At 37.4% G+C, this 24,585-nt stretch carries 23 protein-coding genes and 1 pseudogene; 6 read left to right on the forward strand and 18 right to left on the reverse strand.

The features are described from left to right. Positions 1 to 150: 150 nt before the first annotated feature. Both argH and COO03_RS24420 read right to left on the reverse strand, forming a co-directional pair. Positions 151 to 1,539: an argininosuccinate lyase gene (gene argH, locus COO03_RS24415; RefSeq protein WP_097899556.1), complete on the reverse strand. Its 1,389-nt coding sequence runs from the start codon at positions 1,537 to 1,539 to the stop codon at positions 151 to 153. After that, entirely contained in the window at positions 1,536 to 2,741 is a 1,206-nt protein-coding gene (locus COO03_RS24420) for an argininosuccinate synthase (RefSeq protein ID WP_097899557.1), read from the reverse strand. Before COO03_RS24420 ends, argH begins: the two co-directional genes overlap by 4 nt. A 167-nt stretch (positions 2,742 to 2,908) precedes the next feature. Between COO03_RS24420 and COO03_RS24425 the strand changes: the two genes are divergently transcribed. After that, positions 2,909 to 3,226, forward strand: coding sequence for a radical SAM protein (locus tag COO03_RS24425; protein WP_097899558.1), 318 nt, complete (start codon positions 2,909 to 2,911; stop codon positions 3,224 to 3,226). A gap of 568 nt (positions 3,227 to 3,794) precedes the next feature. Continuing rightward, positions 3,795 to 4,445, forward strand: coding sequence for a YitT family protein (locus COO03_RS24430; RefSeq protein ID WP_097899559.1), 651 nt, complete (start codon positions 3,795 to 3,797; stop codon positions 4,443 to 4,445). A 32-nt stretch (positions 4,446 to 4,477) separates the two neighbouring features. Here the strand turns inward: COO03_RS24430 and COO03_RS24435 are convergent, their stop codons facing one another. After that, positions 4,478 to 5,311: an EcsC family protein gene (locus COO03_RS24435; protein WP_097899560.1), complete on the reverse strand. Its 834-nt coding sequence runs from the start codon at positions 5,309 to 5,311 to the stop codon at positions 4,478 to 4,480. Positions 5,312 to 5,420: 109 nt separating this feature from the next. On the opposite strand from COO03_RS24435, the pseudogene COO03_RS24440 reads away from it, so the two are divergent. After that, positions 5,421 to 5,845: pseudogene (locus COO03_RS24440) on the forward strand (NUDIX hydrolase). 22 nt (positions 5,846 to 5,867) lie between these two features. Here the strand turns inward: COO03_RS24440 and COO03_RS24445 are convergent. From COO03_RS24445 to COO03_RS24465, 5 genes are all read right to left on the reverse strand, one after another. After that, entirely contained in the window at positions 5,868 to 7,061 is a 1,194-nt protein-coding gene (locus tag COO03_RS24445) for an acetate kinase (protein WP_097899561.1), read from the reverse strand. A 293-nt stretch (positions 7,062 to 7,354) separates the two neighbouring features. Continuing rightward, positions 7,355 to 8,344, reverse strand: coding sequence for a class I SAM-dependent methyltransferase (locus COO03_RS24450; RefSeq protein ID WP_141523142.1), 990 nt, complete (start codon positions 8,342 to 8,344; stop codon positions 7,355 to 7,357). Positions 8,345 to 8,676: 332 nt separating this feature from the next. Next, a complete protein-coding gene (gene tpx, locus COO03_RS24455; RefSeq protein ID WP_097899563.1) occupies positions 8,677 to 9,177 on the reverse strand; it encodes a thiol peroxidase in 501 nt (166 codons plus the stop codon). A gap of 135 nt (positions 9,178 to 9,312) precedes the next feature. Beyond that, positions 9,313 to 9,708 (reverse strand): GerW family sporulation protein, encoded by a 396-nt coding sequence (gene ytfJ / locus COO03_RS24460; protein ID WP_097899564.1) that lies wholly within the window; start codon positions 9,706 to 9,708, stop codon positions 9,313 to 9,315. 11 nt (positions 9,709 to 9,719) lie between these two features. Then, a complete protein-coding gene (locus COO03_RS24465) occupies positions 9,720 to 10,358 on the reverse strand; it encodes a DUF2953 domain-containing protein (protein ID WP_097899565.1) in 639 nt (212 codons plus the stop codon). Between the two features lie 188 nt (positions 10,359 to 10,546). On the opposite strand from COO03_RS24465, the gene COO03_RS24470 reads away from it, so the two are divergent. Beyond that, positions 10,547 to 11,350: an NAD kinase gene (locus COO03_RS24470; RefSeq protein ID WP_097899566.1), complete on the forward strand. Its 804-nt coding sequence runs from the start codon at positions 10,547 to 10,549 to the stop codon at positions 11,348 to 11,350. Between the two features lie 150 nt (positions 11,351 to 11,500). Here COO03_RS24470 and COO03_RS24475 read toward each other — a convergent pair whose 3' ends face one another. The 8 genes from COO03_RS24475 to refZ all read right to left on the reverse strand — a co-directional run bounded on the left by COO03_RS24475 (position 11,501) and on the right by refZ (position 20,919). Next, positions 11,501 to 13,063 (reverse strand): amidohydrolase, encoded by a 1,563-nt coding sequence (locus tag COO03_RS24475; protein ID WP_097899567.1) that lies wholly within the window; start codon positions 13,061 to 13,063, stop codon positions 11,501 to 11,503. Between the two features lie 75 nt (positions 13,064 to 13,138). Then, entirely contained in the window at positions 13,139 to 13,567 is a 429-nt protein-coding gene (locus COO03_RS24480) for a VOC family protein (protein ID WP_097899568.1), read from the reverse strand. A 115-nt stretch (positions 13,568 to 13,682) separates the two neighbouring features. Next, positions 13,683 to 15,269, reverse strand: a complete 1,587-nt coding sequence (gene mbcS, locus COO03_RS24485) for an acyl-CoA synthetase MbcS (RefSeq protein WP_097899569.1) — start codon at positions 15,267 to 15,269, stop codon at positions 13,683 to 13,685. Positions 15,270 to 15,419: 150 nt separating this feature from the next. Continuing rightward, positions 15,420 to 15,617, reverse strand: a complete 198-nt coding sequence (locus COO03_RS24490) for an alpha/beta-type small acid-soluble spore protein (RefSeq protein WP_097899570.1) — start codon at positions 15,615 to 15,617, stop codon at positions 15,420 to 15,422. Positions 15,618 to 15,717: 100 nt separating this feature from the next. Next, on the reverse strand, positions 15,718 to 16,929 hold the full coding sequence (thiI, locus tag COO03_RS24495; protein WP_097899571.1) for a tRNA uracil 4-sulfurtransferase ThiI: 1,212 nt from the start codon (positions 16,927 to 16,929) through the stop codon (positions 15,718 to 15,720). 7 nt (positions 16,930 to 16,936) lie between these two features. Further along, positions 16,937 to 18,079, reverse strand: coding sequence for a cysteine desulfurase family protein (locus tag COO03_RS24500; protein ID WP_097899572.1), 1,143 nt, complete (start codon positions 18,077 to 18,079; stop codon positions 16,937 to 16,939). A gap of 208 nt (positions 18,080 to 18,287) precedes the next feature. Further along, positions 18,288 to 19,997, reverse strand: coding sequence for a septation ring formation regulator EzrA (ezrA, locus tag COO03_RS24505; RefSeq protein WP_097899573.1), 1,710 nt, complete (start codon positions 19,995 to 19,997; stop codon positions 18,288 to 18,290). Positions 19,998 to 20,280: 283 nt separating this feature from the next. Continuing rightward, positions 20,281 to 20,919: a forespore capture DNA-binding protein RefZ gene (gene refZ, locus COO03_RS24510; RefSeq protein WP_097899574.1), complete on the reverse strand. Its 639-nt coding sequence runs from the start codon at positions 20,917 to 20,919 to the stop codon at positions 20,281 to 20,283. Between the two features lie 149 nt (positions 20,920 to 21,068). Between refZ and COO03_RS24515 the strand changes: the two genes are divergently transcribed. Continuing rightward, positions 21,069 to 21,548 (forward strand): GAF domain-containing protein, encoded by a 480-nt coding sequence (locus COO03_RS24515; protein ID WP_097899575.1) that lies wholly within the window; start codon positions 21,069 to 21,071, stop codon positions 21,546 to 21,548. Between the two features lie 56 nt (positions 21,549 to 21,604). Here the strand turns inward: COO03_RS24515 and megL are convergent, their stop codons facing one another. Next, a complete protein-coding gene (gene megL, locus COO03_RS24520; RefSeq protein WP_097899576.1) occupies positions 21,605 to 22,795 on the reverse strand; it encodes a methionine gamma-lyase in 1,191 nt (396 codons plus the stop codon). 354 nt (positions 22,796 to 23,149) lie between these two features. Here megL and rpsD point away from each other — a divergent pair, with 354 nt between their 5' ends. After that, complete coding sequence (gene rpsD / locus COO03_RS24530; RefSeq protein WP_001970982.1) at positions 23,150 to 23,752, forward strand: 30S ribosomal protein S4; 603 nt, start codon at positions 23,150 to 23,152, stop codon at positions 23,750 to 23,752. A gap of 554 nt (positions 23,753 to 24,306) precedes the next feature. Here rpsD and COO03_RS24535 read toward each other — a convergent pair. Further along, on the reverse strand, positions 24,307 to 24,585 hold a 279-nt coding region (locus COO03_RS24535), incomplete at its 5' end, for a zinc-binding dehydrogenase (protein ID WP_141523460.1).

Genomic DNA, 24,585 nt, shown 5'->3' on the forward strand with positions numbered 1-24,585 from the left:
GTAGAAAAAAGCCCTGACCGCTTCTATGCATGTATAGATGCTCTCTCCCGCCTAAAAAGAGGGGTTTTATGTCGGTTTTTTAATTGATGTATATGTAAAAAAAGAGAATACACGCTCCTTTTTTGGAACATAGTATCCTCTCATAATCTTTTAGTTCTTTACCGTTTCTCCTACTAATGTCTTCGCTTTTTTGAGTGCTTTTTGGATTTGAACAAATCCTGTTCCCCCTGCACTATTACGGCGTTTCACCGCTGCATATGGTGAAAGAACTTCATATAAATCCTCTTCAAATAATGGGCTCATTTCTTGATACGTTTCCAGCGGTACATCTAATAAATAGATTCCTTTTTGCGTGCAATGAAGAACGAGTTTCCCGACAATTTCATGAGCTTGACGGAACGGGAGTCCTTTGCTTGCTAAATAATCAGCAATTTCTGTTGCATTGGAGAAATCTTGTTTTACAGCTTGCCCCATTTTTTCTTTGTTGACAGTCATTGTTTCTAGCATACCTGCCATAATGTGCAGGCAGCCTTCTACAGTTTTGACCGTATCAAACATTCCTTCTTTGTCTTCTTGTAAGTCTTTATTATAAGCAAGCGGCAATCCTTTCATTACCGTTAATAAACTAAATAAATTGCCATATACTCTACCTGTTTTACCACGAATAAGTTCGGCCATATCAGGATTTTTCTTTTGCGGCATAATGCTGCTTCCAGTTGCATATTTATCGCTCATTTCAATAAATTGGAACTCCTGACTACTCCATAGAATGAGCTCTTCACAAAAACGTGATAAATGCATCATTAACATGGATGAATTACTAAGAAACTCTAATATAAAATCGCGGTCACTTACCGCATCTAAACTATTTTCATAGATTCCTTCAAAACCAAGAAGCTCCGCGCTATATTCTCGGTCAATTGGAAATGTCGTCCCTGCGAGAGCTCCTGCTCCAAGCGGAGAAACATTAATGCGTTTCAGTGAATCTTCATAGCGATTTACATCGCGCTCTAACATCCAAAAGTATGCGAGTATATGATGAGCAAATGAAATTGGCTGTGCACGCTGCAAATGTGTATAGCCTGGCATAATCGTTTCAATATGCTCTTCCGCTTGATGAATGAGAACCTTCTGCAATTGTTTTGCAGACTTTATAATGTCTTGTACTTTCTCTTTTAAATATAAGTGCATATCTGTTGCGACTTGATCGTTACGGCTTCGGCCTGTATGAAGTTTACCGCCTACTTCACCGATTTTTTCAATTAACATCTTTTCGATATTTAAGTGAATATCCTCAGCTTCTATCGAGAAGTTAAGCTTATTTTCTTTCGCTTCTTTTAGTAAATATTGAAGGCCTTCCTTTATCTTCTCTGCTTCATCTTTTGTTACAATCCCTTGCTTGGCCAACATTGTAACATGTGCAATACTGCCTTCTATATCTTGATTCGCTAATTGTCTGTCAAAGGAGATGGAAGCTCCAAACTCCTCGACCCATTCTTCTGCTTCGGCTGTAAAGCGACCGCCCCAAAGTTTGCTCACGCTTCCACCTTCTTCTGATTCACTTGGCTATATACTTTTGTTGGAAGACCAAATAATGAAATAAAACCAACTGCTGCATCATGGTTAAATTCATCATCCACTGTATAAGTTGCCAATTTTTCATCGTATAGAGAGTATTCTGATTTACGTCCTTCTACAATCGCATGACCTTTAAATAATTTCACACGCACTGTACCTGTTACTGATTTTTGTGTTTCTTGTAAGAAAGCAGCAAGCGCTTGTTTTAAAGGTGAGAACCATAAACCGTTATAAATTAATTCCGTTAATTTTTGTTCAATAATCGGTTTAAAATGAGCTACTTCTTTCACAAGCGTTAAATCTTCAAGCTCTTTATGCGCTGTAAGTAATGTCATTGCCGCCGGACACTCATATACTTCACGCGATTTAATACCAACAAGGCGGTTTTCTACATGATCGATACGCCCAACACCATGTTTTCCAGCAAGAGCGTTTAACATTTTGATTAATTCTGACAGTGAATAAGCAGTGCCATTTAATGTTGTTGGTACACCCGCTTCAAATCCGATTTCTATAAATTCTGGTTTATTTGGTGTATCTTCTAGCGCTAACGTCATTTCATATGCCTCTTCTGGCGGTGCTGCCCATGGGTCTTCTAAAACTCCACATTCATTGCTGCGCCCCCATAAGTTTTGGTCGATTGAAAACGGGCTATCTAGATTGATTGGAATCGGTACATCGTTTTCTTTTGCATATGCAATTTCTTCTTCACGTGACCATTTCCATTCACGGACTGGGGCAATCACTTCTAAATATGGATTTAATGCTTGAATGGAAACTTCAAAACGAACTTGATCATTTCCTTTTCCCGTGCATCCATGCGCAACCGCACTAGCTCCTTCCTGCTCCGCAATTTCTACTAGTTTTTTCGCAATTAACGGACGAGATAAAGCAGAAACAAGTGGGTATTTCCCTTCGTATAACGTATGACCTTGCAGAGCCATCAATGCATATTCATCCGCAAATTCTTCTTGCACATCAATCATGTAAGACTTAACTGCACCTACTGAAAGTGCCTTTTCTTTGACAAACGCTAAATCTTTCCCTTCCCCTAAATCTAAACAAAGCGCGATAACATCATAATTTTTCTCCTGTAACCATTTAATTGCAACGGAAGTATCAAGACCTCCGGAATATGCTAACACAACTTTTTTCTTCTCCATTTTACATCCCCCTAAAGAATAAATATTCATTATCTCTTATAATAATTCAAACTTTACCACCTTTTACAAAATGAATCAAGGGATATTAGTAAAAATTTTTCAAACAATTTCGTCGAACTTCTTTCTTTTTTTCGATACAATGGAAACAAGAAAATGGAGGGATGTCCATGAAAGAGTATTTTATATATGATGCACATCTAGGAATCGACGTACCGCACTTGCAAGAAGAATGGGAAGACATCCCTGAAAAAGTGCAGCACGCTATTTTATTAAAATGGGAACAAATTCGCGGGAAAATACCTGATCGTATAAAAGAACTTGAATATCATATTAATGAAAAACAACATCGCTTAAATAACGAAGAAAACTTCGACATTTCCTGTAGACTCAATTCTGAAATTGCCGACCTCGCCTCCATCATTAATGACCTATGGCTTTGGTATCGCCTTACTCAAAATGTGTCTGAAGGGAAAACACATCGATAAAACTAGCAACACCATTTTTATAAACCGACAAACTCTGCAGATTTCCTCCGGTTATTGTCGGTTTCCATACACATACATTTTTAGAAAGTATGATATAATAGTATAAAATCTTTACACGAAAGGATTTTGATATCATGATCGCTCGAAGGAGCATGTGGCATCGAATTGATGAATCTTACACGTAGCGTAGTTTTGAGCTCAGATACTTTAGTCTAGCGAAAAAATACGAGAGTGGGGAAATTATGATTGCCCGAAGGATAATTTGGCAACGAAAAGACTCTTCTTACACATAGCGTTTTGTTTAGGTCGCATTATTACTTGCTAAACAAAACAAAGAAAGAAGAGAGCAGGATTGCTAAATGACAAATCCTACTCCAAGTTTTGTTTAGTCGTTTTTAGACTTAAACTAAAACGAAAGTAGGGAGAATTGATGGACGAGAGGATTATTCGTTATTTCTTCAACGACATATAGCGTAGTTAGTTTCATGTAGACTAACTGAAGGCTATACAGCTCGTAGTTAGTTTACAAAAGGAAAAGAACTACTAACTACGGAAAGAAGGAATAACGATGAGGAACATCCAAAGTCGACAAATTATTAAAGAAATTTTTATGCTTTTAATCGGTTCATTTATTTTAGCAGCAGCGCTATATCACATTCACTTCCAAAACCACTTAACAGAAGGTGGCTTTGTAGGAATTGCACTATTTATCCAAAACTTTTTTGATATTTCACCGTCGATTTCGACTGTATTAATGGATATCCCCATTATTTTACTATGCGCTACATTTTTAGGTAAAAAGATGGTTGGCTATTCATTTGTGGGTTCGATTTCATTTGGGGTATTTTATTCTTTAATGGAAAACTATTCTCCATTTACAGTAGACTTATCAAATCATTTATGGATCGCCGCGGTATTAGGTGGTGCGCTAGCTGGTATTGGACTCGGTTTTATATTACGATTTGGCGGTTCAACCGGTGGAGACGATATTTTAACAATTGTATTAAGTAAACGAACTCGCTTTACAATTGGGCAAATTTTCTTCGTCTTTGACGCGATTGTTCTTGCGCTTTCATTATATTATTTAACTTGGACAGAAATTGCGTTTACTATTCTTTCAATTGCCGTTCAGGCAAAAACGTTGGATTTAATTTACTATCCAAAAACAGAAAAGAAAACAATCTCGATTCCAATGTCCAAAAAACATGCAACAAATTAAAAAAGCGAAAGGCTTCGGCCTCTCGCTTTTTTTCACGCTCGTTTTTCTTTTTCTAATATGTAACGTACTTGATAAAATCTGTTCGCAAATTCTGTCACACTTCTTGTTAAACGATAGTTCACGGTAGAACCGATTGCAATCCCTAATACAGGGACACCTTGAAATAGTTTACGGCGAAGTGCATAAATCGAAAAAGTCTTCAAAATTTGTTTTAATACAACTTCTATAGAAGCTGGTTTTAACACTTCTTCTTCCCCTTCATAAAAGAACGAATCTTCTTGTTCTAGTTCCTGAAGTAGGTTATACCAAGCATATTGCTGGAGCCTTGCTGGCAATAATGACGCATGGAATACTTTTAAAGCAAGCATCATTTCATAAGGCTTGTTTACATCATGGCCAAACGATGTCGCAATGAGCTGAACTGCTTTCACATTTAATGCAATCATGACAGGAAAATCGGCAGTTAATAATAACAAGCCACCGACTCCTGTTGCTCCTCCCTGTGCGAAAGAATACAAGCGATGACGTGCTGTCTGTTGTTCTGCTATGTATGTTAATTGATCAATGGATAATAATTTTACATCCTCTAGCTGCTCTATGGATTCATCAAACAATCTTGCTGTTCCTAAAATACGATTGCGCGCATCCAACTGCGATTGTGAACTTTGGATAAATGCATGAAGATGGAAAAGCCATTCATCTGCTTTCTTAAAAAAGTTTTTTCGTTTTTTCTCCGGTAATTTTGCTACCATGACATGTATCCATTTATCAAACAGCTTTTGAAAATCCGTTCCGTCTTGTTCTAACAATTGCTCTTCCCAATCTTTTATATTTTGTAAAATGGCTTGTTCTCGCTTCGATCGCATCGTAACAACCACCTCGCTCAATTTTTTTCTATTGTAACACATTCCTGCCTTTTCTTTACAAATCTGCTAAGCTAAACATATATTTAATCAGTACATGGGAGGGATATTTGTGTATCCACATGCAAAAGCATTTGGAATCGTACTTCACAACAAACAGATTCTCGTTCAAGAGTATCATTTGGAAAATGGAACGTATTACAGGCCACTTGGCGGTTCCATTGAATTTGGAGAAAAGTCAAATGAAACAGTGATTCGTGAATTTAAGGAAGAATTAGGAACACAGATAGAAGTAATGGACTATTTAGGCTGCGTCGAAAATATTTTTCATGGGGGCATGAAATCATTCAATTGTACTCTCTTCGTTTTATAGACCCATCACTATATGAAATCGAAATGATGCCTATACAAGATGAAGAAACAAGTGCATATGCAAAATGGATTCCAATTGTAACATTTCTTCATCAAGAGAAAATGTTGTATCCAAGCGGACTAATGGAATTTCTTACAGCAAAAATAAAAGACGGAACCCTATAGGATCCCATCTTTTTTACATATATTAACCAATGCTTCCAAGACGAACTACGTCACGAGCAATCATAACTTCTTCGTCAGTTGGAATTACGATAATTTTTACTGGAGAATGCGGGAAGTTGATGAATGCTTCTTCGCCACGAATGTTGTTACGTTTTGCATCGAAGTATACACCCATAAACTCAAGGCCTTCTAATACACGTTCACGAATTAGAGCACTGTTTTCTCCAATACCAGCCGTAAAGATGATTGCGTCTACACCTTTCATACGAGCTGCATAAGAACCGATATATTTATGAATACGTCCTACGAATACATCTAGCGCTACTTCTGCACGGTGGTTTCCTTCTTCTTCCGCTTGTTCAATGTCACGTAAGTCACTAGAGAATCCAGAAAGACCTAGCATACCGCTTTTCTTGTTTAATACGTTCAGAACTTCTTCTACAGATTGTCCTGTTTTTTCCATGATGTATGGAATTAACGCAGGGTCAATGTTACCAGAACGTGTACCCATTGTTACACCAGCAAGTGGAGTGAAGCCCATAGAAGTATCGATAGATTTTCCGCCTTCTACAGCAGCGATACTTGCACCGTTACCTAAGTGGCAAGAAAGTAAACGTAAACTTTCAAGTGGACGACCTAATAATTCAGCTGCACGCTGTGTTACATATTTATGAGAAGTTCCGTGGAAACCGTATTTACGAACGCCGTATTTCTCATAGTATTCATATGGTAAGCTGTATAAGAAAGATTCTTCCGGCATTGTTTGATGGAATGCTGTATCGAATACTGCAACTGCTGGTACGTTCGGAAGTACTGCTTGGAACGCTTTAATACCAACAACGTGTGCTGGATTATGAAGTGGTGCTAATTCGCTTAAATGTTCAATTTCTGCTAATACTTCGTCAGTAATTACAGCAGAATCATCAAATTTTTCACCGCCGTGTACAACACGGTGACCGATACCGCTAATCTCATCAAGAGATTTCAAAATTCCATTTTCAGTTAATTTGTTAAGTAACATATTAACTGCCACTCCATGATCTGGAATACTTGTTACTTCTGTTTGTTTTTCACCGTTCACAGTAATTGTGAAGATACTATCTTCTAAACCAATACGTTCTACTAAACCTTTTGTTAATACTTTCTCACTTGGCATTTCAAATAATTGAAACTTTAAGGAAGAACTTCCTGCATTAATCGCGATGATTTTTGACATCTAGTCTTTCGCCCCTTTTTCTCTTGGTTGTTGTGTAAATGAGACCTCAAACCGCTCGATTTTATCTGATTATATTTACCAGATATGAAAACGTTTCACTCTCAGTAAATTTTATACTCACGAGTTTAATTTAAACATCGTCCGACATATATTTCAAGTGAAAAAATTGTAACAACAAGAAAAAAAATATATTACAGATTTCAAAAAAATTCAGTTAAATCTTGTATATAATAAAAGTTAAACGACATGGTATAAACACTGTATTATATCAACTGGTATCTCTGTTATATATTCTATGACTTATGAGTTACAAACCAACTATTCAATTGATCCATTATATTCTCCATCGCCTTCATGTTGGAAAATTTAGGCAAATCCACTAATAACGCCTGTTTTGGCATTGTTACATTTGGACCTTTCTTTTGGAGAACAAATATACTTTTTGCATTTTTCTCGTTTTTAAACATGGAAACAGGAAGCTGTAATAGTCCTTGAATAAAACTCGTTTCTTTAATAAAAGCATGAAGTTTTGGTGCTTGATCACTTTCAAACATGAAGTTTGGTACTAAGAAGAATAAATATCCTCCTTCTTTCGTATGCTTCACACTTTGTTCAATAAATAAGTGATGTGCATAAGACATTCCTTCATCTGCTTTTAGCGTGTATTCACTTGCCCCTATTTCGTTTGGATATAACCCTACTGGCAAATCACAAACAACCGCGTCCACTGGGTCAATATAAAGCGGAGCTATTCCATCTTGATTGAAAAGCTCAATCGCTTGCTTTTGTAAATTCGCATTCACTAACGCCAGTTTAATAAGCAAATCATCAACTTCTACACCGAATCCACTTATTGTTGTTCCTTCTTGCACGCCATTAAAGATTGTTGTCATTAAATTTCCTGTTCCAATTGCAGGATCTAAAACAGTGATTTCTTTTTGACCCTTCATAAATTTATGGAACAAGTAACTCATAAACATCCCTACTGCATCGGGCGTCATTTCATGATTCGCTTGTACGCCTTCTTTCATTCCTTTTAAAATGGCAAGCTGAAATGCCTTGCGAATTTCTTCACTTTTATATGTTTCTTCCTTAAATTTACTGTATTCACGATTCAACCGTTCAATTGTTGATTCAGATAATTCTTCTTGTAAAATCGCTCCTTCAAACACGTTATCTCCTGTTTCTACAAGCGCTTCTAAATATGTTACATCCAATTCTTTACGTAAAATTACGGTAGAAGAATCAAAAATAGAAAATAATGTTTCTACTGTCTGACTCACAAACATTCCTCCTTCTGTCAATTACACATAACTTATATCATACCATAAAGTGAAACTTTAATCAGTGGGGAGGCTTCTTCTCCCCACTGATTATTAGCCCCCACCAATCGGGCATTTACGAGTAGTTTATCTCCCAACTAGCTTCTTTGTGCTACTGCACCTTAAGATAGAAGATTTACTGCCCGTTAATGCGGGGTAATCTGATTTTTTCCCAAAAGAAAAAGCGACCTCTTTTTTAGAGCTCCCTTCTCAGATTACAGATTATATCAACGATTTGACCATATACAATATATCTTATACGAAAAAACGACCTCTATAAGAGGTCGTCTTCATTACTTCGCAGCTTTTGCTGCTTCTAATGCTGCTTCATAGTTTGGATAGCTTGTACCTTCGCTTACGTATTCTACGTAAACTACTTTGTCATTGCTATCTACTACGAATACAGCACGAGCAAGTAAACGAAGTTCTTTCATTACTACGCCGTAAGCTTCACCGAATGAAAGGTCACGGTGGTCAGAAAGTGTTGCTACATTTTCTAAGCCGTTTGCCGCACACCAGCGCTTTTGAGCGAATGGTAGATCGGCACTGATTGTTAATACTTTTGTGTTTTCAATACCAGCTGCATCTTGGTTAAAACGACGAGTTTGTGCGTCACATACACCTGTGTCGATAGATGGTACAACGCTAATTAATTTTACTTCACCTTTGTATGTTTCTAAACTTACCGGAGATAAGTCGTTTGCTAACACTTGGAAGTTTGGCGCTTGATCGCCAACTTTAACTTCTGTTCCAACTAAAGTCATTGGATTACCTTTAAAAGTTACGTTTGCCACTTGAAAATCCTCCCTTATTTTAAACAAAATATGTACACTGTAAATGATAGTTTGTCCTTATGCAGAATGCAAACAAAATCACTTCATTTACAAAAAAATAAAAAAGCTAATCAATCGATTAGCTTCTTTTCACTGCTAGATTTCAAACTCTGGTTCATCGCCTTTTCGCTTCTCCATCATTTTCTTCACTTTATCGACAGCTTGCGGTGCTAATTCAATGATTTTATCAATCACATGCGTTTGGTTATCTAAATGTAAAACTTTCACACCAGATCCATTTATAACAAGAAAGGCAACAGGGGTAATCGAAACACCTCCGCCGCTACCTCCGCCAAATGGATGACGGCCAGAACTTTCTACTTTTCCAAATTCACTCCCGCCAGCCGCAAAGCCAAAGCTCACCTTAGAAACCGTAAGAATGACACTTCCGTCAGCTGCTTTAATCGGGTCACCAATGATTGTATTTACATCAGTCATTTGTTTCAAATGCTGCATCGCAGTTGTCATTAAACCTTGAATTGGATGGTCCATTCTATATCCCCCTATGTTTGAACAGATTTTTCTGTAATGCCAGATCTTTGCTTTCTCATAAACATGAGTAACTTCACTCCGGCTTTTATAGCACGATATACGCGAAAGGAAGCTGTTAATTCACATCTTGATGCGAATCCCTTCCCTTGGAAAACAGGTGTAATTTCGAACTTTGGTATATCAACAATATGCATATATTGTCCCACGACCCCAGCAGCCATTCCTTTTGTCCCCCATGCATATCCGGTGACAATTCCAGTACTAGCTGCGTCGCCTGTTCCAATTTGCGAATACCATTTCCAACTATTGATTTTCACTTTTTTAAGAAAATCTTTAAGGATAGTATGGATCTCTTGGAGCATTTTTATCAGTTCCCCGATGCTATCAAGTTGTGCCATAATCTTATTTTCTATGCCGCCATCTCTTTCTGCCTTTTCGATTTTTTGCCCGGTCTTTCTTTGTTGTTTTTCAATTCTTTCTAAAATATCAAACGTATACCGAATCATCCATATTTTCACTTGAAATAAACATTGCTTCTCCATTTCCGAATATAAAAACGTCACTTTGAGCGATATCTTCGACAATAATATAAGCAAGATGAAAAGGAGAAGAATCCCCATTCCGATTACAAGCCACTTCATTCCTACCATCCTTTCACTCCACATCCATTATCGACAGATTCAAGCAGGATTAAACAATTCAGAATGAAATTGAATATATAAACTTTTCTAAAAATAAAGAGGGATTTTGACATTTTATATCGAAATATACTATTTGAACATATCATCAGAATCTCTTTCTGATGAAGCACAATTTGACTGCAATGGAGGGATACACAATGGCAGATCGTCGTAATTTATTTTTCTTTTATGGTGATGACAAAGCAGCACTTGTCGAAAAAATGAAGCCAATATATCGTATTTTAGAGGAAAATGGATTTACCGTATTAGATCATCCAAAAAATGCAAATGCTATCGTCAGTATCGGGGATGATGGAACCTTCTTACAAGCCGTTCATAAAACAGGCTTTAGGGAAGATTGTTTATATGCAGGTGTTTCTACGAAAGATGAAATTTCTTTCTACTGTGATTTCCATATTGACCATGTCGATACAGCCCTTCAAGAAATTACAAAAAACGAAATTGAAGTGCGAAAATACCCAACAATTCAAATAGATGTTGATCAAGATACATCTTTTTATTGCTTAAATGAGTTTTCTTTACGCTCTAGCATCATTAAAACATTTGTAGTAGATGTATACGTTGATGATTTACATTTCGAAACCTTTAGAGGAGACGGCTTAGTCATCTCTACACCGACAGGAAGTACAGCTTATAATAAGTCATTGCACGGAGCAGTTGTCGACCCATTAATTCCATGCTTCCAAATAAGCGAACTTGCTTCTTTAAATAACAACACATACCGTACACTCGGATCACCATTTATCTTAAACCATGAACGTACATTAACTTTAAAACTGATTCCGGACGGTAACGATTATCCAGTTATGGGAATGGATAACGAAGCGCTTAGTATTAAACAAGTTGAAAAAGCTATCGTACGTTTAAGTGATAAGCAAATTAAAACCGTAAAATTAAAAAACAATTCGTTCTGGGAAAAAGTACAGAGAACGTTTTTATAAACAAAAGAACGAGTGTCAAAGGATTCCCTGACACTCGTTTTTTTGTTTATTACAGAACCGTCGATTTCCTGTAGTATTCTTCTAAACTTCTTGTTCCGCTAGTGTATCCACCCGTTCAATTTATATCAACTGACACTTTCACGGCACTCTTTATTTTTCATACACAATTTGACCGTCTATTATAGTTGCGGCAACTTGAATATCCTTTATTTCTTCTGCTGCAACCGCAAATATGTCACGGTCTATGATAATGAAATCCGCTTCATATCCTTTCACAATTTTACCACGTTTGTTTTCTTTTCCAATCGCATAAGCACTTCCAGTCGTAAATAAGGAGACGGCTTCAAATACGGATAAGCTCTCTTCTGATATATAACATGTTCCATCAATAAAACTTCTCCGCGTTACTGCACTATAAATTCCTAAGAATGGATTTGCCTGTTCAATTGGTGCATCTGATCCACCCGAGCAATGCAATCCTGCACCAAGTAATGTTTTCCAAGCGTACGCATAACGAAGACGATGCTCTCCTAACTTTTCAATGACTGATGGAAAATCAGATGAGACAAACACAGGCTGAATATCAATAATAGCTGGTAGATACTTCATTCGCTCAATTAATTCTTCACGAGCAAGCTGACAATGAATAATACGGTCCCGTAACCCTTCTGTTGGTGGATATAGTTCAAGCGCATCAATGACATATTCAAGCGATAAATCACCGATTGTATGAATTGCAACTGGCATATGCAAGTTACGAGCTTTTTTCACTAGCTCCGCAAGCTCTTCACGAGAAAAAATTGCCACGCCATTTGTTTCCTTTGCATCTTCATATGGTTCACTTAATAGTGCTGTTCTTCCACCAAAAGAGCCGTCAGAAAAAATCTTCATTGCTCCAAATTCAATATAGTGTTCATCCTCATATTCTTTTTGCTCATCAGCTACTTCATGATGAACGAGTAAATGTGCTTTAAAAGGCATTTCTTTTATAACATGAGAAAACGCATTGTACGTTTTTTGAAAGCCACCGTAATAATTTAAGTCTTCCGTATGCCCGCCTACTAGTCCGTATTTCCAACAGTCTAAAATAGCTGTCTTGAGCGCTCTTTGTAAATATGCTTCATCTATTTTAGGCTGAACATGTTTAATTAATTCTTGTCCTTGTTCATATAAAAGCCCTGTTAATTCACCTGATGAATCACGCCCTATTTTTCCACCTTTCGGGTCCCTTGTTTCAACTTGTATATTCGCTTTTTCAAGTATGTAAGAATTCACCCATGTAACGTGGCGACAAACACGCTTTAATAAAATAGGATGCTCTTTAGAAATTGCATCTAAATCACGTACATGAACATGCTTTGTATCCGTAAAATTATTTTCATTCCATCCTTCTCCGATAATCCATGAACCTGTTGAAGCTTCTTCTACTCGCTCCTTAACAAGGATAAGCACTTCCTTATAAGATGTGCAATTTGATAAATCTAATCGAAGCAATCTCTCACCATGCCCAATAAGGTGCATATGGCTATCAACAAGCCCTGGAATCATCGTTCTTCCTTTTAAATCATATAACTTCTCAAATGAATATCGATTTTCTAACTCTTTTTTATTTCCTATATCGACAATGATGCCATTTTCAACATAAATAGCTTCGGCTATTTCGTTTTCTTCTTTCATCGTATAAATTGTTCCGCCATACCAAATGTCTCCCATATGTTCATCCCCCTTTTTCTTTTATTCTATTAAAAAAAGCACCATTAAAAAACATGGTGCTTTTCTCAACATTCATTACGCTTCTGGAGAATAAGTTGTAATTTGCCATTCAATATTAAATTTATCTTTTACTTGTCCATACGCTGGACTCCAAAAAGTTTCTTGAAGTGGCATTAAAACTTCGCCACCTTCTTTCAATTTTTCAAATACTTCTTTCGACTTTTCTGCATCGCTCGTTCTAATTGCTATCGTTACTTGAAAGCCAATTTCATGCGCTTTACCTGGGAATGTATCAGAAATCATAAGATCTGTATCCCCTACTTTTAAATGAGCATGTAAAATGCGGCTTTTCACTTCTTCAGGGATCGGAAATTCCGGGTTTTCAGGCATCTCGCCAAATGTTTGAATGACTTCAATCTTTGCATCTAACGCCTCTTCATAAAACTTTACCGCTTCTTGTCCATTACCATCCAAAACTAAATACGGGTTAATACCTAAAATCATACAGGCACCTCTTTTTTAAGTTTTTTTATTATTTATTACACATAAAAACAGAACTAATGTTCTGTTTTTATAATATCATATGTGCCAGATTTCATTCAACTATTTATTTTCTCAATTATTTTGAAGGAAGTTCCATCTCTTGTTTTCTAAGTTCAACGCGTCTAATTTTTCCGGAAATTGTTTTCGGTAATTCGTCTACAAATTCAATCTTGCGAGGATATTTATATGGTGCAGTTAGTTTTTTGACATGTTCTTGGAGTAAAGGTATCAATGCGTCTGATTTTTCTTGGACATTGTCTCTTAATACGATAAATGCTTTCACGACACTTCCGCGAATTTCATCTGGACTTGCAACTACGGCGCACTCTCTTACATATGGATGTTTCACAAGTGCATCTTCCACTTCAAACGGCCCAATTGTATAACCAGAGCTAATAATAATATCATCTCCGCGGCCCTCAAACCAAAAATAACCGTCCTCGTCCTTTTTCGCTTTATCACCTGTAATATAATAATCACCGCGGAATTGCATCGCTGTCCGCTCATCATCTTTATAATATTGCTTAAAGAGCGCTGGTGTATCAATATGGACAGCAATATCTCCGACTTCTCCTACAGATACAGGTTTCCCCTCTTCATTTACGATATCTACTTGATTACCTGGCGTTGGTTTTCCCATTGATCCTGGCCTAATCTCCATTCCTTTCATAACACCAACGAGCAATGTATTTTCCGTTTGACCGTATCCATCTCTGACTGTAACATTAAAATATTTTTGGAACGTTTCAATCACCTCTCGGTTTAGCGGTTCTCCTGCTGATACAGCGCTATGTAACGCTTCTAAATTATACTGCTGTAAGTCCTCTACCTTTGCCATTAAACGATATTCCGTTGGCGTACAGCAAAGCACATTCACTTTGTTATCATCTAATAATTGCAAATATGTTTTCGGATCGAATTTACCGTGATATACAAATCCTGTTGCTCCTGAGCCGAGCGTCGCTAAAAACGGGCTCCAAATCCATTTTTGCCACCCTGGACTAGCCGTTGCCCATACTACATCATTCTCCTCTATTCCAAGCCAATTTGGAGCGCTTGTACGCAAATGTGCATATGCCCAAGCATGCGTATGAACAGCCCCCTTTGGATTTCCTGTCGTCCCTGATGTATAGGATAAAAATACCATATCTTCCCGGTCTGTCTTGGCGATTTCTAATTCATCACTTTCTGTTTCTAATGCGTCCTTTAAATTGATCCACCCATCTACTGACTGCTCGCTCAATACGAATTTTTGAAGGGAGTCCATCATCTCTACCCCTTCAAATTGTTCGATATACGGTTCATAACTGACAATTGCCTTTACTTCTCCATGCTGCAAACGATATTCAATATCTTTTTTACGAAGCATTTCTGAACTTGGAATGACTACAAATCCTGCTTTAATTGCCGCAATATACGTCATATACGCTTCAATTAAGCGCGGCATCATAATGAGAAGCTTGTCCCCTCTTTGCAGGCCACTCTTTATAAAAGCGTTTCCAATTTTATTCGCACCTTTTATTAGTTCAAGGTATGTAACCTCTCTTCTATTTCCTTCGTCATCCTGCCAAATTAAAGCAAGTCTCTGCTTCTCATTTGTATATTTCTCTATCTCCGCAACTAAATTATAAGACGGTGGTGCTAACAATTCTTCTCTATTCATAAACATCCTCCTTTATATCTATGTCTCCCTTCTATAATAAAGAATTTTCAGTAAATTTTGAACCCTCTTTTTTGACAAATTTTTTATCGATGCGTTAAATATAAAAAAGGAGCGGGAAAACCCGCTCCTTCTAAGCCATGTTATATGGAATTATTTTTGGAAACCGCCTAATTGTTGTTCTGCTAAAGAAACTAGACGTTTAGTGATTTCGCCACCAACAGATCCGTTAGCGCGAGATGTTGCATCTGCTCCAAGTTGAACACCGAACTCTTGAGCGATTTCGTATTTCATTTGGTCTAATGCTGCTTGAGCACCAGACACTGCTAATTTGTTTGTGCTTCTTGCCATATGGTATCACCTCCTTGTGAGTATAGAGTGTGATAAACCATATGACTTCATACATATCTATTGATGGTAATTTATGGTTTTAAAGGGTGTTCAAGCACTTTTAGAAAAGATCTTCAAATTGTTCTTCTTCAGCCACTTCTACTGTTTGTAATACCATTTTTTCTGTATTGGCAACAGCGGATTCAATAAGTGGTGTAAAATCATATTTTGATTCAAAGCGATTTGCTTTTTCACGCTTTGGTTTTGTCGCTGGACTTGCTGGTGTGAATACTGTACAGCAGTCTTCATACGGACGAATCGAAATATCATATGTTCCAATTTCATTTGCAATTTTAATAATTTCTAGTTTATCCATCGTAATAAGCGGACGAATCACTGGATAGTTTGTTACTTCATTAATCGTATGCATACTGTCTAGCGTTTGGCTTGCTACTTGCCCAAGACTTTCACCCGTTGTTATCGCAAGTGCATTACGCTCCTCTGCAATACGTTCTGTAATACGCATCATCATACGGCGCATAACTGTCATAGAATAACTAGATGGAATTTCCTTATTAATTGTTTTTTGCACTTCAGTAAACGGAACAAGGTGAAGCGTTACACGTTTACAATACTTTGTTAACTCTTGTGCTAAATCAATTACCTTTTGTTTTGCGCGCTCACTTGTGAATGGCGGACTATGGAAGTGAACTGCCTCCACTGATACACCGCGCTTCATTGTTAAGAAAGCAGCTACTGGGCTATCGATTCCACCAGAAAGAAGTACCATTACTTTTCCGCCAACACCAACTGGTAATCCGCCAGCTCCCATACGCTCATCACACATAATATAGCTATAACCACTGCGAATTTCTACACGAACATTTACATCTGGATTATGCACATCTACTGTGATGTCTTCTGTATTTTCTAAAATATATCCGCCAATCTCCGGAAGTAATTCCATCGTTCGCATTGGGAAGTGCTTATAAGAACGGTGTACTGTAATTTTAAATGTTTTTACATCGCCTTTTACTTGTAATAAAGCAGCTAACGCACCCTTTTTAATATCTTCTAATTCTGTCGGTACTTTCATCGCTAAGTTAAATTTATGAATACCGAATACATCTTTCAATCTTTCTGCAATCGCCTCATGATCTTCGCCATTTAACTGAATGTACATACGGTCGTGTGTCGCATCAATTTTGATATTTGGGAATTTCTTTAATTTAAATTTAACGTTATCTTTTAACGTATTAACAAACTTAGAACGGTTCTTTCCTTTTGTCGTCATTTCACCATAACGAACTAAAATATATTCATATGTCATCATATTTTCTTTACCTCATCACTTCATATAGTTTTGGCAATGTTTCTTTTATAATTCCTTCGAATTGTGTGACTTCTTCCATCGTGTTCTCTGGTGCTAAACTAATGCGAATTGCACTTGCTGCTGCAGCATGCGGCACTCCCATTGATACTAACACACGACTCACTTCATTCGCTTTTGAGGAACAAGCTGATTTTGTTGATACATATACATCACGTTCTTCTAGAGCATGAACTACTACTTCTGGTTTTAAACCAACGAATGACACATTTAAAATATGTGGCGCCGCATATTGAAGCGATGTATTAATTGTTACATCTTCCATTCCCTCAAAGAAACGTACGAGTTCTGCTTGTAACTTCTGTAAATGATCAATCTTTTCTCCCATATGTTCCATTGTCATACGCAGTGCTTTTACCATCGCTACAATACCTGGTAGATTTTCTGTACCCGAACGATAACGAAGCTCCTGCTGACCACCCGATAAAATCGGATCTAATCTTACACCATCACGTACATATAGAAGCCCAGTTCCCTTTACACTATGAAATTTATGTCCAGATATCGAACAAAGATCAATATGAGAAGCATATAGATCAAGTGGTACTTTTCCAATTCCTTGCACATGATCTACATGGAATCGTATTTTTGGATAGTTCGCTAGCAACTTACCAATTTCGGCAACAGGTTGAATCGCCCCTGTTTCATTATTCACATGGATAATTGAAACAAGAATGGTATCCTCACGAAGTGCTCGTTTTACATCTTGAACTGATACAACACCATGTTCATTTACAGGTAAATATGTTACATCAAAGCCGAGCCCTTCTAATTGTTTATATGCTTCAAACACAGATGCGTGTTCAATATTTGTTGTAATGATATGTTTACCACGAGAGCGATTCTTCATCGCTATTCCTTTAATCGCAAGGTTATTTCCTTCTGTTCCACCCGACGTGAAAATAATCTCGGAAGGCTTAACATGAAGGAGCTGCGCTGCAATCGTTCTTGATTGTGTTAATAAACGTTCTGCTTCTCCTCCAAGCGAATGAATAGATGAAGGGTTCCCAAAATATTTCCCTGCAACCGTTACGTAAGATTGCAGGACTTCTGGATACGGTTTCGTCGTCGCACTATTATCAAAATAGATCATCGTTCTTCCCCTTTCAGCGCTATCACATCACATAATCATATCACAAATACGTGCAATTACGCTAAACATACTCAAAGATTCCGTTTTCACATGCAGAAGTATACTTTTGTATTTTGAAACGAAAACCTTTGCGATATTCCGCTATTCATTATAGCAACATCACCAGTGAATTTACACATTCCGACATAAAAAAACAAACCCTTTTTTATTAAAGGGTTTGTTCGTTATCCACAAATTCAGCGATTTTTTGAACAACACCAGGCTCAAGTTGTTCCAAAACAGAAGCTGCTTGTTCTAAAGCTGCATCGTATTCGTATTCACGGAATAATCGCTCTGCATAATCTAAACTTTGTGCAAGATCAGCATCATGACTGCGGTAGCGATTGCCGTATTGAATTAATTTTTCTACTAAATACGCTTGTCCAATTAATTCTTGCGTCATTTCAGATACACCATTCACAATTGTATATGCTTCTTCTAACATACTATTTACAACATGCATATTGAGTGGTTTTAATTCTAATTGCTCATACACACCGTGCATTGCCTCTTGTCCTTTTTGTAAATCTTCCATAATGCTATCTGGAAGACCTGGCAAGTTAGACTTTTGCATAAAGCGTTTTGCTTCTAAAATCATGTTGCGCATTTCTTGTAGTTTCTCACGTGCTTCAAATTCTTCCTTACGCATCGTTTGCAACATCTCTTTGTATTCTGCATGAAGTACTTTTAACGTTTCACATTGCTCGTAAATCTCTTCCAGTTCCTCACGAATAACAGAGAATGCAATATCTTGCTCCGCAACACGCAATTGCAGCACTTCAAAACGTTTCATTAAAATGTGCATTTGTTTTTCAATTAACTTTTGCGATTCGATGTCCTTGTCTTGTAATTGATAACTTTGTTTCACAAATTGTGTTTCCGCTTTTGTCTCAATTGCCTGTTCACGAATCTCCTCTAAATCATCGTACACAGTAACTGTTTTTTGTTCTACATAATATCTTGCGTGTACTTCTTTTTCTAATTGATCGTACAACGTGTCTAAACGTGTTTTTAAACCTTCAATTTTATCTGTCGCTTCCGTTATATGAAGCTCTTGTAAATCAATCAAACATGTTTGTAGTTGTTTCGTCATATCTCGTACTTCTTTAGGGATTTCCAAATGATTTAATACATAGCCTTGTTTATTCATGTCGTCATGACCTTGTAATAAATCTTCCAACTGTACCGGTAACGTAGCCTGACACTCTACTAATAAGTCAGGAATTTCATGAATGATGATTTCTAAATTCGATAATCCGTCTTCTAAACTAATAACAATTTCTCTTGCTTTTAAATAATCGCCATTAGCTGTTGCTTCTTCAAACTTTTGAAATTTATCGGATTCTACATCTAGCAACTCTTCAATTTTCTGTTCTGCTTCACCATACATATGACGGTGGGCAAGTACACTCTTCTTCATACTACGATATGTATCACGTAACCCGTCGATTTCCGAACTATTTTTCTCATGACTTTCTAACAATTGCTGTAATTCGTTTAAAATCTCTGTAATACGATTATCAGCTTCATCTAAGCCACTAATGGATTCATTCATCGCATGCTTTGCTTTTCGGAAGGAAAATTGCGAGGCTGATTTCCGCGCGCTCTCTAAATCTTTCTCGGCTTTTGGGAGAACCGTTGCTACAATCTCATCCCATTCTTCACGCCATTTTCCAAACAATTCTTCTGTTTGGCCCGTCATATTTAAATCCTTCACCCGTTTCAATTCATCTGCAACAGGCTTGTCTTTTATTTCTTGTTTCCACTGCTCAAGTGCTTCAATATCTTTATATGAACGATTTCTTATCACGAGCTCTATCATAAGCAGCACTAGAATAGAGCTTACTACAATGATAACGATCGTCAGGATAGAATCCATGCAAAAAAGCCTCCTAATTATATCTCTTTTTTTGTCCGTTCCGTTTATGAAATGGAAGGCGTTATGTATAGAAAGGGAAACCCCTATATTTAACAACTAACAATGTACTAATCATACCATGTAATGGCTTGTTTTTGACCTAGTTTTTTTTAAAATTTCATGTTTCTTTTGTTGCACTTGTAATATTTCTAACTCTTCATTTTCATGCTCCGCCGTATTTTCACATCACTAGAGGAAATCCATGCGTAAAACACCCCACCTCAGCTAATTAGGTGGGGGCATATTACATATGAACTGCTCTTGGCAAAGGATAATACATTTGTGTTACACATAACGTTTGTTCCATCCATTGCTCAATTTCTTTCGTGTACATTTCCAAAAAGAATGTCTCAGACGGAAAAGAATGCAGCACTTCAGATATATACTGCGGATATAAATACGGCATATGAATCATGCCTTTTAACTGCGTCATAAACATTGTAAAAGATACCTTTTGAAACTCCTGCCGCATTTGTCCCTCCCTAATAATTTGCTCTATATAATATCTTTCTTTAGAAAAATAAACAGTCATCACTTCTCGAATTAACGTTGTATCTAACGAAAGCTCCCGATAAAAGAAACGCGTCAGTTCTCGGTTTTCAAATTGATATCGTAAAATCCCTCTTATAATTTGCCTCATTACTTCTTTTACCGACAAATACTCTCTTTGTTCAAACGACATTTCAATTACATGAATATACCCTTCTAAGAAATCTGTAATAAGCTGTTCTAATAAACCTTGCTTTCCAGCAAAATAATATGAAATATTAGCCACATTCACATCCGCCCGTTTTGCAATGTCACGCACTGACGTCCCATCATACCCTTTCGTATAAAACAATGAAATTGCCGCATCAATTATTCTTTGTTTCGTCTGCTTCATGCGCTCACTTCCTCTCACTCTGAACAGCTATAGTGTAAATTTCTTGACTTTTAAGACAAATTCCTTTAATTTTCTATCGACAAAGTCACGTGAAATACAGCGTATTTTGCTATGATTTTACATTTCTCGATAGAAAGGGTGGCGTTTCCATGTTTACAAAAGAAAGTTATGCAGGATCACGTGAAGAACAATATGAAACAGTAATCAAACAACTTGATGCATTGTTAACAGGTGAATCAAATGTAGTCGCGAATTTAGCAAATGCCTCTGCACTACTAAACCAATTTCTAGAGCGCATTAACTGGGTTGGTTTTTATGCAACGGAAGAAAATCAACTTGTCCTCGGACCGTTCCAAGGAATGCCTGCGTGCGTTCGTATTCCATTTGGGCGCGGTGTTTGCGGCGTAGCAGCCGAAACAAAAACAACGCAGCTCGTGGCAGATGTTCATCAATTCCCAGGACATATCGCTTGTGATAGTGCCTCTAATTCTGAAATCGTTGTACCGATTATAAAAGAGGGCAATGTTATCGGCGTACTCGATATTGATAGTCCCGAAAAAAATCGTTTCGATGAAGTAGATCAGCACTATTTGGAGAAATTTGTGGAAACGCTCCTCAAACATATGTAATACAAAAGAATGAGTTATCGATCAAGTGTAACTACTAAATCGATAGCTCATTCTTTTTATTTGTTATTCACATGAGAAAATGCAGCTGTTCTTTTTTGTAATGCCTGCGTTAAATCAGAAACAATATCCTCCCATGATTCTAAACCAACGGATAAACGGATTAAGTTATCAAAAATGCCCATCTTATGACGAATCTCTGCTGGAATAACAGCATGTGTCATCGTTGCAGGATGCTGTACCAATGTTTCCGTATCACCAAGGCTTACTGCGATTGTAATAAACTGCAATTCATTCATAAACGCCTGTGCTTCCTCTTTTCCCCCTTTAATGGAGAACGAAATTACCCCTCCGCCGCGCTTCATTTGCCGAGATGCGATTTCTCCTTCTGGATACCAAACTGCTTCCACACTTTCATGATTTTTCAAAAAGGCCACGACTTTTTCAGCATTATCACAATGCCGATCCATTCTTACGGCTAATGTCTTTAATCCCCTTAGCAATAGCCATGCATCAAAAGGTGCCATAATTCCCCCAATATCTTTTCGAATCGGACGAATTTTCTCAGCTAACTCTTTCGTTCTACAAACTGTAACACCTGCAACAACATCCCCATGACCACCAATATACTTTGTAGCACTATGGAGAACTGCATCACAACCAAGTCCAAGAGGAGTTTGTAAATAAGGTGAGCAAAATGTATTATCGACAATGACAAGCAATTCATTTTGTTTTGCCACTTTGATAACTTTCTCTAAATCGATAAGCTTCATTGTTGGATTAATCGGTGTTTCAATAAAAATCAACTTTGTGTTTGGAAGGATTTTCTCTTGAATCGCTTCCTCTGTTTCCATATCACATAATGAATGCGTAATCATAAATTTTTCTTCTAACACTTCTAAAAAGCCATACGTGCATCCATATAATCCATTTGAACAAATAATATGATCTCCAGCACGCAAACATGCAAGCAATGTCGCTGAAATAGACGCCATTCCTGAACCGAATGCCAGTGCCGATTCTCCTCCTTCTAAAGCTGCCATTCGTTCTTCAAATAATTCCACAGTTGGATTTCCAAGTCTTGAATAGATATAAGACGGATCTTGCCCAGCAAAACTCGCCTCCCCTTGCTCAGCTGTTTCAAATGTATAAGTAGAAGTTTGGAATAATGGTGGCGTTAAGCTTCCTTTATGTACCTTAGACTCATATCCATGATGAATCAGTACCGTCTCCATATGTTTGTTTTTCATGAAAAACATCCCCCTTATGTTCCCACTTTACGTAAACGTTTTCTATATGTTCCTACATTTTTCTTTTATGATGTTTCAAATTCCTTCTTGTAATTTCCAAAAGTTTATATGCATGAATCAAAAAAGAACTCACTTGACGAAATTCCAGCAAAAAGATATAATAGCGTTTGTGTAAAATAAAAAGGCAGCCTTGTAATGTGAGTTTATCGTTTGTATTTTGTTCCTCCATTTTGAGGTGTATCTCGTAACTCCCTGCTGCTGGAGCGAAGGTACATGAAAACAAAATGCGCATAAATGTCGATTACGTCTGTTTTTATTTTACGAAAATAAAAACACTTAAAGGAGGAGTCAACTATGGCTCGTTATACAGGTCCAGCTTGGAAACTGTCTCGTCGTCTTGGAATCTCTCTAAGCGGCACAGGTAAAGAATTAGAAAAACGCCCTTACGCACCAGGTCCTCACGGTCCGAACCAACGTAAGAAACTTTCAGAATACGGTTTACAATTACAAGAGAAACAAAAACTTCGTCACATGTACGGCATGACTGAGCGTCAATTCCGTCGCACATTTGACCAAGCAGGTAAAATGCCAGGTAAACACGGCGAAAACTTCATGATCCTTCTTGAAGCTCGTCTTGACAACCTAGTTTACCGCATGGGCTTAGCTCGCACTCGTCGCGCAGCTCGCCAATTAGTAAACCACGGCCACATCATGGTAGATGGCGCTCGCGTAGACATCCCATCTTACCGCGTAAAACCTGGTCAAACTATCAGCGTTCGCGAAAAATCTAACAACCTTGTTGTTGTTAAAGAAGCGATCGAAGTTAACAACTTCGTACCAGAATACTTAACTTTCGATGCTGATAAATTAGAAGCTACTTACACTCGTCACGCTGAGCGTTCTGAGTTAGCAGCTGAAATCAACGAAGCGTTAATCGTAGAGTTCTACTCTCGTTAATCTCGGTACTCTGCAAAGAGTAGTATTAAAAGCCTTAGGAACCTTGTTTATCAAGGGGCCTGGGCTTTTTTTATTTATCATTAACAATGCAAAATAACACATAAAAAAGAATGTACCTGAGGCTAGTTTGGGGCAAAATATTATAAGGCTGGCGTGTGTATAAGAATGAGTAAGTATAAACAAATTACTTAGCTTCTTTTAAGTTGTTTCTTTGTTGAGATTACTTTCATTACATATCCATCCCGAATGATTTGTTCTTTCTTCATCTGATTCATCTACTTGCTTCTATAGCTAATTGATTAAGTGCAGCCGGAGAACTATACCGATACAACTCTTATTTTTGATGCATATTCATAAAAAGCACGTTACCCTTTCTCATTAACATAAGAGAATGGTAACGTGCTTTTAACTTTAGGAATAGCCTAAATGCTTAAGTTGATGGATGTGGGATCCCCACCCCATACTCAAGAAGCTACCTAAACCATTGTATATTCAAGTTGCTCTTTGCAACCTTTTTATTATTTACTAAGAGAATCGTACTAACGATGGATAAATTATTTACACCCGCAATTACACTTGTGCTGTTTAAAATCGATTACCATTCGACCTTGAATCTTACCTTGTTCCATTTCTTCGAATACATCTTGCACTTCATCTAGTGGGCAAGTTTGAACAACCGGAACTACTTTGCCTTCTGCACCGAACATAAATGCCTCTTCTAGGTCCTTACGAGTACCAACTAGAGAACCAACTACTTCAATTCCGTCTAGTACAAGTCGTGGAATGTTTAAGTCCATAGTTTCTACTGGTAAACCTACCGCAACTACTTTACC

It is taken from the genome of Bacillus sp. AFS098217, assembly GCF_002551815.1.
Taxonomy (GTDB): domain Bacteria; phylum Bacillota; class Bacilli; order Bacillales; family Bacillaceae_G; genus Bacillus_A.

Bases quoted from the DNA above. Each gene is read 5' to 3' on its own strand.
- ytfJ (WP_097899564.1), bottom strand. From the start codon at position 9,708: ATGGACCATCCAATTCAAGGTTTAATGACAACTGCGATGCAGCATTTG.
- COO03_RS24480 (WP_097899568.1), bottom strand. From the start codon at position 13,567: ATGATTTTAGGTATTAACCCGTATTTAGTTTTGGATGGTAATGGACAA.
- refZ (WP_097899574.1), bottom strand. From the start codon at position 20,919: ATGAAGCAGACGAAACAAAGAATAATTGATGCGGCAATTTCATTGTTT.
- COO03_RS24425 (WP_097899558.1), top strand. From the start codon at position 2,909: ATGAAAGAGTATTTTATATATGATGCACATCTAGGAATCGACGTACCG.
- thiI (WP_097899571.1), bottom strand. From the start codon at position 16,929: ATGATGACATATGAATATATTTTAGTTCGTTATGGTGAAATGACGACA.
- COO03_RS24445 (WP_097899561.1), bottom strand. From the start codon at position 7,061: ATGTCAAAAATCATCGCGATTAATGCAGGAAGTTCTTCCTTAAAGTTT.
- COO03_RS24515 (WP_097899575.1), top strand. From the start codon at position 21,069: ATGTTTACAAAAGAAAGTTATGCAGGATCACGTGAAGAACAATATGAA.
- COO03_RS24490 (WP_097899570.1), bottom strand. From the start codon at position 15,617: ATGGCAAGAAGCACAAACAAATTAGCAGTGTCTGGTGCTCAAGCAGCA.
- megL (WP_097899576.1), bottom strand. From the start codon at position 22,795: ATGAAAAACAAACATATGGAGACGGTACTGATTCATCATGGATATGAG.
- COO03_RS24470 (WP_097899566.1), top strand. From the start codon at position 10,547: ATGGCAGATCGTCGTAATTTATTTTTCTTTTATGGTGATGACAAAGCA.
- COO03_RS24500 (WP_097899572.1), bottom strand. From the start codon at position 18,079: ATGATCTATTTTGATAATAGTGCGACGACGAAACCGTATCCAGAAGTC.
- COO03_RS24475 (WP_097899567.1), bottom strand. From the start codon at position 13,063: ATGGGAGACATTTGGTATGGCGGAACAATTTATACGATGAAAGAAGAA.
- COO03_RS24420 (WP_097899557.1), bottom strand. From the start codon at position 2,741: ATGGAGAAGAAAAAAGTTGTGTTAGCATATTCCGGAGGTCTTGATACT.
- COO03_RS24430 (WP_097899559.1), top strand. From the start codon at position 3,795: ATGAGGAACATCCAAAGTCGACAAATTATTAAAGAAATTTTTATGCTT.
- mbcS (WP_097899569.1), bottom strand. From the start codon at position 15,269: ATGAATAGAGAAGAATTGTTAGCACCACCGTCTTATAATTTAGTTGCG.
- COO03_RS24435 (WP_097899560.1), bottom strand. From the start codon at position 5,311: ATGCGATCGAAGCGAGAACAAGCCATTTTACAAAATATAAAAGATTGG.
- COO03_RS24465 (WP_097899565.1), bottom strand. From the start codon at position 10,358: ATGGTAGGAATGAAGTGGCTTGTAATCGGAATGGGGATTCTTCTCCTT.
- rpsD (WP_001970982.1), top strand. From the start codon at position 23,150: ATGGCTCGTTATACAGGTCCAGCTTGGAAACTGTCTCGTCGTCTTGGA.
- ezrA (WP_097899573.1), bottom strand. From the start codon at position 19,997: ATGGATTCTATCCTGACGATCGTTATCATTGTAGTAAGCTCTATTCTA.